This is a genomic window from Tateyamaria sp. GN1-10, from assembly GCF_055693845.1.
This window is the reverse complement of record NZ_JBVFUR010000004.1, coordinates 467585-482308: the sequence shown is the minus strand read 5'-3', so window position 1 is coordinate 482308 and position 14724 is coordinate 467585. Positions and strand designations below refer to the sequence as shown.

The following is a 14724-nucleotide window of genomic DNA, read 5'->3' as shown; positions in this document are numbered from 1 at the left end:
TCTCCGTGTGAGTTCCCGCGCAGCCTAGGCCCCGCGCATTAGGGCAGCAAGGATGCGCGTCTCCTGCCCAATCCCATAAGCGTCCACGTAGTCAGAGGCGCGCAACCGCACCTCATCCGGCTTGTTCTGGTTCAGCTTCCAGGTGCCATCAACAGCTTCAATCGTCATGCGGCAGGGCACGATCTGGCGCATCATCTTGTCCAGCACGTCGGGCGTCATCTTGTCTGTTTTCCACGGCGCCTTCGGCAACAACTGATCCTCGAAATGCTCCGATTGCCGGTCCAGCATATCGCGCATCTGATCCTGCGGCAGCATCTCGAGGCTGCCAGTGATATGCACGGCCACATAGTTCCACGTGGGCACCTGATCCGGCACTTCGTACCAGTCGGGTGATATGTATCCATCCGCTCCGCTCACCGCGATCTTGGCCTGCATCGGTGCCTTCAAGGCGCGTGCAATCGGGTTCGACCGGACAAGGTGCAGGTCCAGCTGTGCGCCCTGTTCATCAATCAGAAAGGGGATGTGCGACATCATCGGCCCGTCTTCCCCGTTCACGGCCAACACGCCAAAGGCGCGCTCACGCGCAAACGCGATGTTCCGGTCGAGCGTTTCAGTGTGAAAGATCGTGTTCGGGTGCATGATACTGGTCCGTGATACGTCGCGTTCCTCTTGCCTTGGGCGACGTCACTTGGCAACCTGACGCTGTTCTCAGGGCGGGGTGAAATTCCCCACCGGTGGTATGCGGGCCCGATCAAACGGTGACCCGCGAGCCCACGAGCGCCAAGATTGTTCGTACGAATAATCTTGGGTCCAGCAGATCAGGTGAGACGCCTGAGCCGACGGTTACAGTCCGGATGAAAGAGAACGTGCATCGCCAGCACCCAGTCGGGTGCATCATGGCGCTGCACGCAATCGCCTTGGGTGTTTAAGTGTCTGAACCTAAAGGAGATTTCGCATGACACACACCCGCTTCGCCTTTGTCAAAGCCCAGTGGCACGCCGCCATTGTCGATCAGGCTTTGCAAGGTTTCACCGAAATAATCGCATCAAATCAAGTGGATGTCTTCGACGTGCCCGGCGCGTTCGAAATGCCGCTGATGGCCCAAACCCTTGCGGAAACAGGGCAGTACCACGCCGTCGCCTGTGCTGCCTTGGTGGTTGATGGCGGCATCTACCGCCACGACTTCGTCGCCTCGGCGGTTGTCGATGGGCTGATGCAAGTGGGCCTCAAAACCGGCGTACCGATCCTATCGGTGTCGCTCACACCCCACCACTTCCAAGAGACCGAGCATCACCTTGGCATCTACGCCGATCACTTCGTGCTCAAGGGGCGCGAGGCGGCCCAAGCCGCGCTTGGTATCGTGGATGCGCGGCAGGGTCTGCGCTCAGCGGCCTAGATAGGCACGCAGCGCTTCGGGCGGATTGGCCATAACCTCGGCCACCGCCCGGGGCGCCTCTGCCCGGCCCCCATCGACAAAGATCAGATCATCCGCCGACCGCTCCGCATCCTCGGGCGCATGGGTGATCATCAGAACCGTCGCCCCGGCATCCCGCGCAACTTCCGACGTCAAATCCAGCATCTCTGCGCGCAAGGCTGGTCCCAACGCGGCAAAGGGTTCATCCAGCAAAAGCAACGGCTTGGCCTGCACCAGCACCCGTGCGAGCGCAGCCCGGCTTTGCTGCCCGCCAGAGACATCGCCGGGCTTCCGGTCAGCGAAGTCACGCAACCCAACCCGGCCCAGCGCATCCATGACCCGCGCCATTTCGGCCGCATCCAACCGCAAAGCGGGCCGTATCCCAAGCCCGACATTCTGCGCCAGCGTCAGATGTGGGAACAGGTTCCCATCCTGAAACAGCATCGCAATCCCACGCTTGTCCGGCGCGGCAGAAGTTACGTCCTGCCCATCCACCTCGATCCGCCCGGAAGCAATGTCGATATACCCACCAAGGGCGTTAAGCAGCGTGGACTTGCCCGCGCCCGACGGTCCAATCACGGCCACCCTGCGCCCACGTTTCACCGCAAAATTCGCGCTCAAGGCAAAGTCGCCCTGCTCGATCCTCAAATCCTCAACCTTCAGCATGTCGCCGCCCCCACGCATCACAAATCCAGAACATGCCAAAAGCCAAAGCGACCAGCACCAGCGCCGCTCCCGCTGCAGCCTCTGTTCGGTAGCTGCCCATCAGCCGGTACATCTGCAACGGCAAGGTCGCCACGTCCGGGTCCGCAAACAGCGCCACAACGCCAAGGTCCCCCACGCTCAACGCCGCGGTCAGCCCCGCAGCAAAACCGATCTGCGGGCGCAACCTCGGCACCAACACAATGCGCCACAGCGCAATGCCGCGCAGCCCAACGCCCATGGTCAGACGACCGTAATCCTTGAACACCTGCCGCATCGGCGGCAGCAGGATGCGCACCGCGAAGGGCAACGCCATCATCGCGTTGATCAAGGCGGTAACGGGCAGTGCAAAGGCCGTGGGCGACACAAAGGGATAGATCAGTATGAACCATCCCGTCCCGATCATCAGGGGCGACGCGACAAGGCCCAACAGCGTCAACGCCTCCGCCCCGCCCCACTTGGCCTGCGCCAGCCACGCGGCCATTGGCAGCGCCAGAACAAGCAATACAAGGGTACTGACACAAGCGACCCAGATCGTCGTCCATGTGGCACTCAGCACGGAAAGGGGCATGTAAAACAGGCCCACTAGGCCGGACAGCGCAATGGACAAAAGCGGCAGCAACAGGAACCCGGCGGCAAGTGTGATCCAGAACGCATCCCCCCATGGGCTGGGCGCATCCCACCGGCGCACCGCCCGGTCGCGCCCGGCTTGCAGTGCAATGGGCGGCAATATCCAAAGGGCCAGAACGGCCGCAGCGCCCGCCACAGCCAGTTGCAAAAGGCTCAGCACCGCCGCGCGCCCAAGGTCGAAATCAAACTTGAACGCCTGATAGATAGCGAGTTCGATGGTCGTCGCCCGCGGTCCACCCCCAAGGGTCAGCGCAACCGCAAAACTGGTCAGACAAATGACAAAGATCAGGGCAAAGGCCCCCGGCACCACCTGCCGCAGGATCGGCCATTCAATGATGCGAAACACCATGCGCGGCGACAGACCAAGCTGCCCCACCATGCGGAACTGCTCGGCCGGGACAGACTGCCAGCCCTGCAAGATCAGGCGCGTGGCAAGGGGCATGTTGAAGAACACATGAGCCAGTACAACACCATGCGCGCCATAGATCGACACCTCCGGCAATCCCAGCAGGCCAAGCCCCGTGTTCAGCCACCCATTGCGGCCAAAGATGGCCAGCAGGCCCAATACGGCGACAATCACCGGCAGAATGAACGGCGCGCCCAGCAACGTCACCAACAGGGTATGGCCCGGCACCCGCCGTCGCGCGAGCGCCCGCGCCACCGGCACGGCCAACAGAACGGAAATCAGCGCTGACAGGAAGGCCTGCCAGACGGTAAAGCGCACCGCCTGCCACTCGGCAGCGCGCAGGCCGGTGGTGGCTTCAATCCGCTGGCTGATGCCGACAAAGGCGGCAATCACCACCGCGACGACGAAGGCCGCTGCAGTGATGCCAAGCCATGGGCTTATTGGCTGAGCGCGGCGCGCCATGTCTCAATCGCGTCCGCTTGCAGGTCCGCCGCTTCGGTTTCCGAGTAGAACAGAACCTTCTCGGGCAGCGGCAATTCGGACCATCCTTCGGGCCAATCCGCCTGCGGCAGCGCCGATGGCAACGACCAGTTGGCCGTCGGAATGATAGTCTGGAAGTCGCGCGACATCACAAAGGCCAGGAACTGGTCCGCCAGCTCGGGCTGATCGGTGTCCGCAATCTTGCCCACGGTTTCGACCATGAAATAGTGACCTTCGGGGAAGATCGCCGCCTTCTTGGTGAAATCCTCTTCGGCAAACATGTGGTAGGCGGGTGATGTGGTGTAGCTCAGCACCATGTCCGCCTCACCATCCGTGAACAGGCCGTAGGAGGCCGACCAATCCTTGGTCACGGTCAGGATATTGTCCGACAGCGATTCCCACACTTCAGCCGAGCGGTCGCCATAGACCGACTGCACCCACAGCACGAGGGCCAAACCGGAGATGGACGTGCGCGGATCCTGAATGACGATCTTCACATCATCGGGCAGATCCAGCAGCGCATCGAAACTGGCGGGTGGCGCGTCCATCGTGGTCTCGTTGTAGATGAACGCCGTGTGCCCGTAGTTGAAGGGCAGGAAGGTGTCATCGGACCACTCAATCGGCAACGTCAGGGCACTGTTGTCCTGCCCATGCGGCGCGAACAACCCGGTTGCCCGCGCCTTGGCCGTCACGTCCGATGTCAGTCCAATGACCACATCCGCCTTGGTCCGCTCGCCTTCCAGCAACAAACGCGGCACCAGGTCACCGGTCGACCATTCCAGATCACAGGCGCAGATCTTTTCAAACTCCGTCTCGATGATGGGACCAGGGCCCCATTCGGACGTAAAATAATCGCCTGCATAAACAGTCAGAACAGGGGTGTCGGCCAGCGCAGTCGTGGCGCCCAGCGCAGCGGCCAATGTCAAAGCGTGTTTCATCGCATCCTCCAATGCAGAGGCGGCGGGATAAGGGTCTTGGGGTAAGCCAAACCTTCCCTCCGCCGGTGTTAACCGGTTCAGGTTCAACGGGTTCGCATCGCGCATCTCAGCCTGTCGCCAGGCACCCCGAGGTATTGGCAGGTATAGGAGGGCGCCCGCCAGGTAGCAAGCGCCCTTGCATTTCAATCACGCTCTCTAAAAGTAATGGTCCCGCCAACTGCCATCATAGCGTCCACTGCGCAGGCAACAGCGTTTGAACCGCTTGCCCGATCCACACGGACAGGGATCATTTCGGCCAAGTTTTTCACGAAGTTCCACATCGCCCATGCACCATGCGATCACCGGTCTTGACCCGGGTCTCGGACGGGAACGAACGTCTGCGTTTAGCGATCACCTCGAAAGGAGGGACGGTCCTGGGGATCAATGCGTTTTGCCATGTCAGCCTCCATCGGTTTTGCGTGGATCGCCCTGTTAGAATGTTGCAGCGTTCAAAACAACAGGTTTTCAACGGACTTGGCATCGCATCCTGCGCGGCGTATGTCCCCGTGAACCTTGTCGGAGCAGTCCCATGTCGATCAACAGTTTTGGCCATCTCTTCCGCGTGACCACGTGGGGCGAAAGCCACGGGCTTGCGCTTGGCGCGACGGTCGATGGGTGCCCGCCCGGCATCGAGGTGGACGAGGCTATGCTGCAACAGTGGCTGGACAAGCGTAAGCCGGGCCAGAACAAATACACGACCCAGCGGCGCGAACCCGATGCGGTGAAAATCCTGTCAGGTGTGTTCGAAGGCAAGACAACCGGCACCCCAGTGCAGCTGATGATCGAAAACACGGATCAACGGTCAAAGGACTATGGCGATATCGCCGAGAAGTTCCGCCCCGGCCATGCCGACATCACCTACTGGCAGAAATACGGCATCCGCGACTATCGTGGTGGTGGTCGGTCCTCGGCCCGCGAAACAGCCGCTCGCGTGGCCGCCGGTGGGTTGGCGCGGGCAGCCCTCGACATCTTGGTGCCCGGGATCGAAATCAAGGGCTACATGACCCGCATGGGCGCACACGAGATTGATCGGGACCACTTCGACTGGGACCAGATCGACCAGAACCCGTTTTGGGTGCCTGACGCCAAGGCAGCAGAGACATGGGCCGACTACCTGGACGGTTTGCGCAAATCCGGCTCGTCCGTTGGCGCGGTTATCGAAGTCGTCGCGCGGGGTGTTCCCGCAGGCCTCGGGGCCCCGGTTTATGGCAAGTTAGACACTGATCTGGCTGCGGGCATGATGAGTATTAATGCCGTCAAAGGGGTCGAGATTGGCGAAGGCATGTCCGCCGCCATGCTGACGGGCGAGCTGAATGCGGATGAGATCATCATGGGTCCAGATGGCCCCGAATACTCATCCAACCACGCGGGCGGCATCTTGGGTGGCATCTCGACCGGGCAGGACATCATTGTGCGCTTCGCGGTCAAACCAACGTCGTCCATCCTGCAAACCCGCAAGACGATCACCAAGTCAGGCGAAGAGGCTGAAATCATCACGAAGGGTCGTCACGACCCATGTGTTGGCATACGGGCCGTACCAGTGGGCGAGGCAATGATGGCCTGTGTGATCCTGGATCACCTGCTGCTCGATCGCGGTCAGACGGGCAGCGTGCGCGGATCCATCGGCTAGGCCAGCATCACACCAACCGAGCGGACGATATTGTGCAGCGTGTCGTGATCAATCCGCGCGCGCGCCATCGTGCGCAACCCGACATATTGCGCGATGATCATGTCGGCCAGCGCGCCCCGTTCAGCGGTGTTGAGCGTTGCATGTTTCGGCGATGCGCCCAGAGCGACAAAGATACCGTCGCGCAACGCGCCAAGACCATGGGACACCGCTTTGGCAATCTCGTCATCATAAGTGCTGGGCCCGGCGGCCGCCGTGCACAACAGGCAACCACGCGTATCACCGTCGACCACGCGCTGGTATGACCCCCGAAACATGGACATGATACGCTCGGCACCGTTGGGGATGGACGGATCGCTCAGCATGGCGACCCCCTCCTGAACAGCTTGGCTTTCATACCGCGCCAGCACCTGTAGAAAGAGTGTCTTCTTGTCGGTGAATGCCTTGTAAAGGCTCCCGCGCGTCAGGCCCATGCCGTCCAAAAGGTCAGGCAATGATGCCCCTTCATACCCGCGAGCCCAAAAGACATGCATCGCCTTTTCAAGCGCGTCATCTGTATCAAAGGATCTGGGGCGTGCCATGTGAAGTCTCCGGTGTCTGACACTCAATATAGCATTGGGAACCAAATAGTCCAGAACTCACGACTTCGTGTTTTGTACCATTCAGTTCCCAATGCTATCCAACAGTTGGGAACTAACCAGTCCAGAACGGAGATCAACATGTATAACGTAATCAAATCATTCGCCCTGACCCTCGCGATCGTCATTGGCTTTGCCGCAGCACCCGCATCCGCCGAAGCCGTCTCGACCGGCACGTTCACAGGCGCATCGGACCACATCACCACCGGCGCAGTCGAAGTGATCAAGAACGCCGACGGCAGCCACACCATCGTGTTGGGCGATGACTTCAGCCTCGACGGCGCGCCCGATCCGCGTGTCGGCCTGGGCAAAGACGGCTTTTACAACGGCAACACCGACTCGGGCGTTCTGGGCAACCTGACCGGCGCTCAATCCTTCGTTGTTCCCGCAGGCATCGACGTCTCCGAGTTCAACGAAGTCTATATCTGGTGCGAAAAGTTCAGCGTGCCGCTTGGCGTCGCCAAACTGAACTGATTGCTTGCCAATCTTCTCCCGACCCGACAAGGATCGGGGGAAATGAAAGCTCCCACAACTCAGAACAAACCCGGCACTGCCATCGCCCTGAAGCTGATGGCGGTGTTTTTGTTCATGGTGATGGCGGCCATGATCAAGGTGGCAACGCAAAGCGTGCCCGCAGGCCAGGCCGTGTTCTTCCGATCCCTCTTTGCCATGCCGATCATCATCGCGTGGATCTGGAACACCGGTGAGATCTCGCGAGGCCCTGACCCCCAAGAACCTGACCGGTCACATCTGGCGCGGGTTGTTAGGAACAACCGCGATGGCCCTCACCTTTGCCGGGTTGGCCCTGTTGCCGCTGCCCGAAGTGACGGCCATTGGCTATGCGACGCCGATGTTCACGGTCATTCTGGCGGCAATCATGCTGGGCGAACGGGTGCGCCTGTTCCGAATCTCGGCCGTCGCCCTGGGGCTGGTGGGCGTGATGATCGTGATATGGCCACGCCTCTCAGTTGATCCGGGCGCTGCGGGCACGGCAGGCACCATCGGCGCGCTCATGGTTCTGGGCGCGTCCATCTTGCGGGCGCTGGTACAGATCCACATCCGCACCTTGGTCAAGACAGAGCATACGGCGGCGATCGTCTTCTACTTCTCGCTGACGGCGACGGTCCTCAGCCTGTTCAGCCTGCCATTTGGGTGGATCATTCCATCGCGACTGGACCTGATGTTGCTGATCGGGGCGGGACTGATTGGCGGCGTCGCGCAAATTCTGGTCACATCCAGCTTCCGCTTTGGCGCGGCCTCTATGCTGGCACCGTTCGACTATGCGTCTCTGATATTCGCCGCTCTGATCGGCTACGTGATCTTCTCGGAACTGCCCACATCGGCAACGGTCATCGGTGCCTCGCTGGTTGTGCTGGGCGGGGCCATCATCCTGTGGCGCGAACGGCAACTTGGCGGCGGACGCAACCGCGCACGGGCTGTGACCGACCCCAAGGGATAGCGCGCCGGATCACCCGGCGCACCCCGGGTTCAAAGGCGAACGCCTTTCGGCTCCAGCGTGACGCTATACAGCTCGGTATCGGCGCGATCCATCAGGCGCACCGTCATCTCCTGGGTCGCCCCATCAATATCCACGAGGCCAAAAAATTGCAGACCAGCGCTTGGCGGCAGGTTCACCCCCTGCTCCTCGGTCGGGGCTTTCACGAATTTCACCTCGGGGCCAAAGGTGCCATCCAGTTCATTCGGGCCAAATGTACCTGCGTGCAACGGACCCGATACGAACTCCCAAAACGGCTCGAAATCACTAAATTGTGCCTTGTTAGGGTCGTAATAGTGCGCGGCGGTGTAGTGCACATCGGCGGTGAACCACACCGTATTGGCAATGTTCGCCGTCTTGATGAAGCGCAATAACTCGGCCACCTCCAGCTCGCGCCCCTTGGGGTCCGCGCTTGTCCCATCCGCAATCCCTTCGGATCCGGCCTGTTCGCGGAAGTTATCCCATACGATCAACCCGATGGGCTGGTCAGCGGCGATCACCTTCCATGTCGCCGTACTGTTCGCCAACTCGCGCTTCAGCCACACCATCTGCTCGGCCCCCATCACACGCGTGCTGTCGTCCAGCGTGTCGCCCTGGGTCGCCGTGTTCGGCCCGCGATAGCTGCGCAGATCAAGAAAGAAGACATCGAGCATCGGGCCATAGCTGATCTTGCGATAGACACGGCTCGGCTCGGACGGGGTGATGCGCAGCGGTGTCATCTCGTGGAAGGCACGGGTGGCTCGGGCCTGCAGGACATGAACCGATTTCTCGGTGTACCGGTCGTCACCCATCAGGTCCTTACTGTCGGACCAGTTGTTGGTGACCTCGTGATCGTCCCACTGCATGAAGGTCGGAACAGAAGCGTTCAGGGCCTGCACATGCGTGTCCATCATGTTGTATTTCCACTGGTCGCGGAACTCTTGCAGGGTCTCGGCCACCTTGCGCTTGGCATCGATCAGGGTGGTGTTCTGCCAAACCACAGACCCATCCTCTTCCACCGAATCCTCCATCGGTCCGTCGGCATAGACGGTGTCGCCGGAATGGATAAAGAAATCGGGCTCATGCCGGGCCATGGTCGCATAGGTCAGCATACCCTCATCATCGATGCCCCAGCCCTGACCGGCCGTATCCCCCGACCACGCAAAGCGGATGTCACGGCGCGACGCGGGCGCCGTACGAAAGCGTCCGACTAGCGGTTCAGAGGTCGCATTGATGTCCGACAGGTCCATGGCGGTGAAGCGGTAGAAGATATCCTGATCCGACGGCAGCCCATCGACCAGGCGCTTGATCGACATATCGCTGCCCGGGATCGCATCCATCGGCGCAAGGCGGCGCGCATTGGCAAAGCTTTCGGTGGTTGCCACCTCCATCTCGATCCGGGCGGGGCGGTCGGTGCGGGTCCAAATCATGCCCGAAGTCGTGTCGACATCGCCGGATTGAACACCATGGGTGAATGTCGGGCGATCGGCGGCACGGCTGATCGCTGGTGCGGCAAGGAATGCGGTCGTGGTGGCCAGAAAGGCGCGGCGGGTCGGACGAATAAGTGGCATTATTAAGCTCCCTGTTGGTCGAATGTCGCCAGACAACAGGGTTTGGGTGACGTGCGATTGGCGTACACGTAACAGAACAGGCAAGGTTTTGTGACGAGCGGGAATGCGCCTAAGTGCTAGGCCCGCCCCTGTGGTCTGTGACATGCCGATGCCTCAACCACCAAGCCGTCCGGCCCAAATCGCAACGTCTCTGCTGCCAGTACATCACGTTGGTTGCGGTAAGTGATGACCAGCATACCATGCCCATGCAACACATCCACGACCACAAAGGACAACACAGGTTGCGCGGCGAGCGCGCGGCTCCAATAGTCGCGCAACGCCACCTTGCCCCGCAATTCGCCATACCCCACCAAGAGCATCGCCTTGGTCGAGCGAAAGATCACATCCTCGCTGTAGTGGGCAAGGATGCGATCAAGGTCATGGGCGTTCCAGGCGGCCTCCCACTCGATCGCGAAGGCATCGTAGTCCACGCTATGCGCGCACCATTTTTTCGTAGCCTTCCGAGATCTCGCGCGTGATCGCACCAACTTCAAAGTTGTAGTCTGCAATCTCGCCCACCGGAGTGACTTCTGCGGCGGTGCCGGTCAGCCAGCACTGCTCGAACCCTTCCAGTTCTTCGGGCATGATCACACGTTCATGCACCTTGATCTGGCGATCTTCCAACATGCCGATAACTGTCTGCCGTGTCAGACCGTTCAGGAACACATCTGCCTTTGGCGTGTGCACCTCGCCATCCTTGACGAAGAAGATGTTTGCACCCGTGCATTCCGCGACATAACCACGGTAATCCATGAACAACGCGTCCGAACATCCCTTGGCCTCTGCCGCATGCTTGGACGTGGTGCAGATCATGTAAAGACCCGCCGCCTTGGCATGGACGGGCGCAGTCTCGGGCGAGGGGCGCTTCCACTTGGCGATGTCGATCTTCGCGCCCTTGTACTTGGCGTCACCATAGTAGTTGCCCCATTCCCACGCCGCGATGGCCAGGTGCACAGGGTTCTTGGCAGACGCGACACCCATGTCTTCGCCTGCGCCACGCCAGGCCACGGCCCGCACATAGGCGTCGGTCAGGCCATTCACAGTCAGCACTTCCTGCTTGGCAGCTTCGATCTCGTCCACAGTCCACGGGATCTGGAAATCCAGCTCACCAGCCGAGTAGTGCAAGCGCTCGGAATGCTTCCGGCTGAGAAAGATCTTGCCATCATAGGCGCGCTCTCCCTCGAACACCGAGGATGCATAATGCATGGCATGGGTCAGAATGTGGACGTTCGCCTGACGCCAGTCGACCATTTGGCCGTCCATCCAGATTTTCCCGTCGCGATCATCGTAGCCAGCCATGGCGCCCTCCGAATTTGCATATGTTGCGCAATTAGGACCGATGCGGTCACAAAGTTGCGCAAAACCTGCGATTCGATAGCCCTTCACCCTTGGAATGTCAACAAGGCTGACTTAAACTGCCTCAAAAGACGACCAGAGATGGGGACGGGCATGGCCGACGGACGCGGAACTGCTACTGCGGGTGGAGAGAACCTGCTTTTCCTGACGGATGAACAATTGCGTCAGGGGATCGAGGCGATGTTCTTTGCCTATCGCGGGTTCACCGCCGACCCGGATCGCATCCTGTCGGATATGGCCTACGGCCGGGCACATCACCGCGCGATCCACTTCATCAACCGCGCGCCCGGCACGACGGTCAACAACCTGCTCAACATTCTTGGCGTAACAAAACAATCCCTGAACCGCGTATTGCGCACACTAATCGAAGACGGGCTTGTCGAAAGCCGGGTGGGGAAAACTGACAAACGGGAACGACACCTACACCTGACTGAAGACGGTCGCGCTCTTGAAGGGCGGTTGTCAGATGCGCAGCGCGCACGGATGCGAGCCGCTTTCCGCGATGCAGGACCGGAGGCAGTGGCGGGCTTTCGCACCGTGCTCGAGGCAATGATGGACACGGAAATGCATCGAACCTATCAAAGACTGAAGGAGAGCGGTGCATGACTGAATTCGACACCCACCTGCTGATCGTCGATGACGACGAACGCATCCGTAGCCTGCTGCAGAAGTTCCTGATGCGGAACGGATTCCTGGTGACAGCGGCGCGCGACGCCGCCCATGCACGACGGGTACTGTCAGGGCTCGATTTCGACATGATCGTCCTGGATGTCATGATGCCGGGCGAGGATGGGCTGAGCCTCTGTCGCAGCTTACGCGAGACACACGCAACGCCTATCTTGCTACTCACTGCCAAAGGTGAAACCGAAAACCGGATCGAAGGGTTGGAGGCCGGCGCCGACGACTACCTTCCCAAACCGTTCGAACCCAAAGAGCTTTTACTGCGCATCAACGCCATCCTGCGCCGTGTGCCCGATGTGGCACCGGAAGAGGCAGCTCCGAAAATTCTGACCCTCGGTCCCATCCGCTACGACATGGAGCGGGGCGAGATGTGGCAGGGCGAAGACCTCGTGCGCCTCACGGCAACCGAAATGCAGCTGATGAAGCTCTTTTCCGCCAAGCCGGGCGAAGCCATCAGCCGCGCCAAGCTGGTCGAAGACCTTGGCCGCGACCGGGGGCAGGCGCAGGAGCGTGCCGTTGATGTTCAGATCACACGTCTGCGGCGCAAGATCGAAAGCAACCCGAAACAACCCCGCTACCTGCAAACCGTGCGCGGCGCAGGCTACATGCTCGCACCGGATTGACCGTAAGGCGGGTTTTAATCCGCCTTACTCAACAACCCAACGGGACGCACTCCAATGGCAACAGCCCTCCTGACACATGCGGACGGCCTTCTGCACGTCACGCCCACAGGCATGCCGGAACAGGTCGCACGGCTGGACTACATCCAGCGCGCTCTCACCGACCTCGACCTGATCCGAGTCGATCCACCTCTTGCCGACGATGCATCTATCGCGCTCTGCCACCCGCAGGACTACATCGACTTCGTGCGCTCAAAGATCCCCGCCGATGGTTTTGCTGGTCTCGACCGGGAAACCGATGCCGAAACCTTCCTGTCGCCCACATCCTACAACGCCATCTGGCGCGCGGCAGGTGGCGCCGTCAAAGCGGTCGACATGGTGCTGGACGAAGAGGTGCAGAACGCCTTTGTCGCGATGCGCCCGCCCGGACACCACGCGGAACAGTCTCTACCCATGGGGTTTTGCATCTTTGGCAATGTCGCCATCGCGGCCAAACACGCACTGGAAATACATGGCCTCGACCGCGTGGCCGTAGTTGATTTCGACGTACACCACGGCAACGGCACCCAAGCCTTGCTGCAAGATGACCCACGCGCGCTGGTCATCACCTCGCAACAAATGCCGCTCTGGCCCGGCACCGGGGCAGCATCAGATCGCGGCCCACACGGCACCGTCCTGAACATCCCGCTTGCCCCGCACACAGACGGCAACCACGCCATCGCGGAGTACAAACGGCAGGTCATCCCCGCACTGATCAAACATCAGCCCGACGTCATCTTGATCTCCGCCGGATTCGATGCGCATCAGGACGACCCGCTGGCCCAACTCAACTGGACGGCAGACACCTACACCCGCCTCACCGACATGCTGACAGAAACTGCACAAGCCCTATGCAAAGGCCGGGTGGTGTCGGTTCTCGAAGGGGGCTATGATCTGGACGCGTTGGCCGCTTGCGCCCGCGCCCATGTCCAATCGCTGATAAAGGCCGCCCAATGACTGACCGCCCCGTTGACGAAATGAGCTTCGAAGAAGCGATGGCCGAACTAGAACAGGTGCTGGGCCAGCTTGAACGGGGTGATGTGGCGCTGGACGATCTCGATCAAGCTGTATGAACGCGGCGCGGCATTGAAGGCCCGGTGCGAAACCAAGCTGAAAGAGGCCGAAGAGAAGGTGGCTGCCATCACGTTGGACGGTGACGGCAACCCAACCGGGCTGAAACCCGCGGGCGATCTGTAATCCATGTTCCGCCAACGGCTGACGGATGCCGCGACCGCCATTCAGGCGCGGTTCAACGCCGTTCTTGGCGATCTCGACTGCGTGCCTGTGGTCGATGCCATGGCCCACGCAACTAGTGGCGGCAAAAGACTGCGCGGTTTCATGGTGCTGGAAGGCGCGCGTCTGCACGGAATAGACCCTAACAAAGCAATTTGGCCCGCATGCGCCATCGAAGCGCTGCACGCCTACTCCCTCGTCCATGACGATCTGCCCTGCATGGACGACGATGACCTGCGCCGGGGCGAACCCACGGTGCACGTCAAATGGGACGATGCAACAGCCGTGCTGGCCGGTGACGCGCTGCAAACGCTGGCTTTCGAACTTGTCACGCAAAAAGACGTCGGCCCCGGCGATGTCCGCGCCGACCTTGCCCAATCGCTTGCCAAGGCGTCTGGTGCGCAAGGCATGGTGCTGGGACAAGCGCTCGACATCGCAGCAGAAACCGCTGACACGCCCCTTACACTCGACCAGATCATCGCCCTACAACGGGGTAAGACAGGGGCACTGATCGAATGGTCTGCCACAGCAGGCGCGCGTATGGCACAGGCCGACATCACGCCGCTGCAAACCTACGCCCGCGCGCTCGGGCTCGCCTTCCAGATCGCAGACGATGTGCTCGACGTGACGAGCGATACCGCCACGATGGGCAAGGCCACGGGCAAGGATGCCGATGCAGGCAAGGCGACCTTCGTGTCGCTTCTCGGGCTGGACGAGGCGAAACGCCGCGCTGACCAACTCGTGACCGAAGCTTGCGACGCCTTACATATATACAATGCGGACGCTGATACATTGCGGGACGCTGCCCGCTTTGTCGTGACGCGCAACAGCTAGAGA

Annotated in this window: 18 protein-coding genes, 1 pseudogene and 2 riboswitches; of the genes and pseudogenes, 9 read left to right on the top strand and 10 right to left on the bottom strand. The window is 60.7% G+C overall.

What is annotated here, in order from left to right:
- Window positions 1-24: 24 nt before the first annotated feature.
- Window positions 25-639: an FMN-binding negative transcriptional regulator gene (locus tag ACZ1HN_RS04250; RefSeq protein ID WP_472726591.1), complete on the bottom strand. Its 615-nt coding sequence runs from the start codon at window positions 637-639 to the stop codon at window positions 25-27.
- A 61-nt stretch (window positions 640-700) separates the two neighbouring features.
- Window positions 701-870, top strand: a riboswitch (FMN riboswitch).
- 85 nt (window positions 871-955) lie between these two features.
- Here ACZ1HN_RS04250 and ACZ1HN_RS04245 point away from each other — a divergent pair.
- Window positions 956-1396: a 6,7-dimethyl-8-ribityllumazine synthase gene (locus ACZ1HN_RS04245; RefSeq protein WP_472726590.1), complete on the top strand. Its 441-nt coding sequence runs from the start codon at window positions 956-958 to the stop codon at window positions 1394-1396.
- On the opposite strand, the gene ACZ1HN_RS04240 is transcribed toward ACZ1HN_RS04245, so the two are convergent.
- From ACZ1HN_RS04240 to ACZ1HN_RS04225, 4 genes are all read right to left on the bottom strand, one after another.
- A complete protein-coding gene (locus ACZ1HN_RS04240) occupies window positions 1385-2080 on the bottom strand; it encodes a thiamine ABC transporter ATP-binding protein (RefSeq protein WP_472726589.1) in 696 nt (231 codons plus the stop codon). The genes ACZ1HN_RS04245 and ACZ1HN_RS04240 overlap by 12 nt on opposite strands.
- Window positions 2067-3614: a thiamine/thiamine pyrophosphate ABC transporter permease ThiP gene (locus ACZ1HN_RS04235; protein ID WP_472726588.1), complete on the bottom strand. Its 1548-nt coding sequence runs from the start codon at window positions 3612-3614 to the stop codon at window positions 2067-2069. Before ACZ1HN_RS04235 ends, ACZ1HN_RS04240 begins: the two co-directional genes overlap by 14 nt.
- Complete coding sequence (locus ACZ1HN_RS04230) at window positions 3590-4570, bottom strand: thiamine ABC transporter substrate-binding protein (RefSeq protein ID WP_472726587.1); 981 nt, start codon at window positions 4568-4570, stop codon at window positions 3590-3592. Before ACZ1HN_RS04230 ends, ACZ1HN_RS04235 begins: the two co-directional genes overlap by 25 nt.
- A gap of 37 nt (window positions 4571-4607) precedes the next feature.
- Window positions 4608-4709: riboswitch (TPP riboswitch) on the bottom strand.
- Window positions 4710-4765: 56 nt separating this feature from the next.
- On the bottom strand, window positions 4766-4897 hold the full coding sequence (locus ACZ1HN_RS04225) for an SEC-C metal-binding domain-containing protein (protein WP_366141823.1): 132 nt from the start codon (window positions 4895-4897) through the stop codon (window positions 4766-4768).
- 241 nt (window positions 4898-5138) lie between these two features.
- Between ACZ1HN_RS04225 and aroC the strand changes: the two genes are divergently transcribed.
- Window positions 5139-6239, top strand: coding sequence for a chorismate synthase (aroC, locus tag ACZ1HN_RS04220; protein ID WP_472726586.1), 1101 nt, complete (start codon window positions 5139-5141; stop codon window positions 6237-6239).
- Here aroC and ACZ1HN_RS04215 read toward each other — a convergent pair.
- Window positions 6236-6817, bottom strand: coding sequence for a TetR/AcrR family transcriptional regulator (locus ACZ1HN_RS04215; RefSeq protein WP_472726585.1), 582 nt, complete (start codon window positions 6815-6817; stop codon window positions 6236-6238). The genes aroC and ACZ1HN_RS04215 overlap by 4 nt on opposite strands.
- A 138-nt stretch (window positions 6818-6955) precedes the next feature.
- On the opposite strand from ACZ1HN_RS04215, the gene ACZ1HN_RS04210 reads away from it, so the two are divergent.
- Window positions 6956-7348 carry a DM13 domain-containing protein gene (locus ACZ1HN_RS04210; protein WP_472726584.1) on the top strand — a complete coding sequence of 131 codons (393 nt, stop codon included), beginning with the start codon at window positions 6956-6958 and terminating at the stop codon, window positions 7346-7348.
- Between the two features lie 59 nt (window positions 7349-7407).
- On the opposite strand, the gene ACZ1HN_RS04205 is transcribed toward ACZ1HN_RS04210, so the two are convergent.
- On the bottom strand, window positions 7408-7575 hold the full coding sequence (locus ACZ1HN_RS04205; RefSeq protein ID WP_472726583.1) for a hypothetical protein: 168 nt from the start codon (window positions 7573-7575) through the stop codon (window positions 7408-7410).
- A gap of 2 nt (window positions 7576-7577) precedes the next feature.
- On the opposite strand from ACZ1HN_RS04205, the gene ACZ1HN_RS04200 reads away from it, so the two are divergent.
- Complete coding sequence (locus ACZ1HN_RS04200) at window positions 7578-8333, top strand: DMT family transporter (protein ID WP_472726582.1); 756 nt, start codon at window positions 7578-7580, stop codon at window positions 8331-8333.
- A gap of 29 nt (window positions 8334-8362) precedes the next feature.
- Here ACZ1HN_RS04200 and ACZ1HN_RS04195 read toward each other — a convergent pair whose 3' ends face one another.
- From ACZ1HN_RS04195 to ACZ1HN_RS04185, 3 genes are all read right to left on the bottom strand, one after another.
- Window positions 8363-9919, bottom strand: coding sequence for an alkaline phosphatase D family protein (locus ACZ1HN_RS04195; RefSeq protein ID WP_472726581.1), 1557 nt, complete (start codon window positions 9917-9919; stop codon window positions 8363-8365).
- Between the two features lie 116 nt (window positions 9920-10035).
- A complete protein-coding gene (locus ACZ1HN_RS04190; RefSeq protein WP_472726580.1) occupies window positions 10036-10389 on the bottom strand; it encodes a nuclear transport factor 2 family protein in 354 nt (117 codons plus the stop codon).
- 1 nt (window position 10390) lies between these two features.
- Window positions 10391-11257 carry a branched-chain amino acid aminotransferase gene (locus ACZ1HN_RS04185; protein ID WP_299770356.1) on the bottom strand — a complete coding sequence of 289 codons (867 nt, stop codon included), beginning with the start codon at window positions 11255-11257 and terminating at the stop codon, window positions 10391-10393.
- Window positions 11258-11407: 150 nt separating this feature from the next.
- On the opposite strand from ACZ1HN_RS04185, the gene ACZ1HN_RS04180 reads away from it, so the two are divergent.
- From ACZ1HN_RS04180 to ACZ1HN_RS04160, 5 genes and pseudogenes are all read left to right on the top strand, one after another.
- Window positions 11408-11920, top strand: a complete 513-nt coding sequence (locus ACZ1HN_RS04180; RefSeq protein WP_299203547.1) for a MarR family winged helix-turn-helix transcriptional regulator — start codon at window positions 11408-11410, stop codon at window positions 11918-11920.
- Entirely contained in the window at window positions 11917-12618 is a 702-nt protein-coding gene (locus ACZ1HN_RS04175) for a response regulator (protein ID WP_299203544.1), read from the top strand. Before ACZ1HN_RS04180 ends, ACZ1HN_RS04175 begins: the two co-directional genes overlap by 4 nt.
- 54 nt (window positions 12619-12672) lie before the next feature.
- Complete coding sequence (locus tag ACZ1HN_RS04170; protein ID WP_299700422.1) at window positions 12673-13611, top strand: histone deacetylase family protein; 939 nt, start codon at window positions 12673-12675, stop codon at window positions 13609-13611.
- Window positions 13608-13851 (top strand): annotated as a pseudogene (locus tag ACZ1HN_RS04165) (exodeoxyribonuclease VII small subunit). The gene ACZ1HN_RS04170 and the pseudogene ACZ1HN_RS04165 overlap by 4 nt, the downstream one beginning before the upstream one ends.
- 3 nt (window positions 13852-13854) lie before the next feature.
- Window positions 13855-14721: a polyprenyl synthetase family protein gene (locus ACZ1HN_RS04160; protein ID WP_472726579.1), complete on the top strand. Its 867-nt coding sequence runs from the start codon at window positions 13855-13857 to the stop codon at window positions 14719-14721.
- Window positions 14722-14724 lie beyond the last annotated feature (3 nt).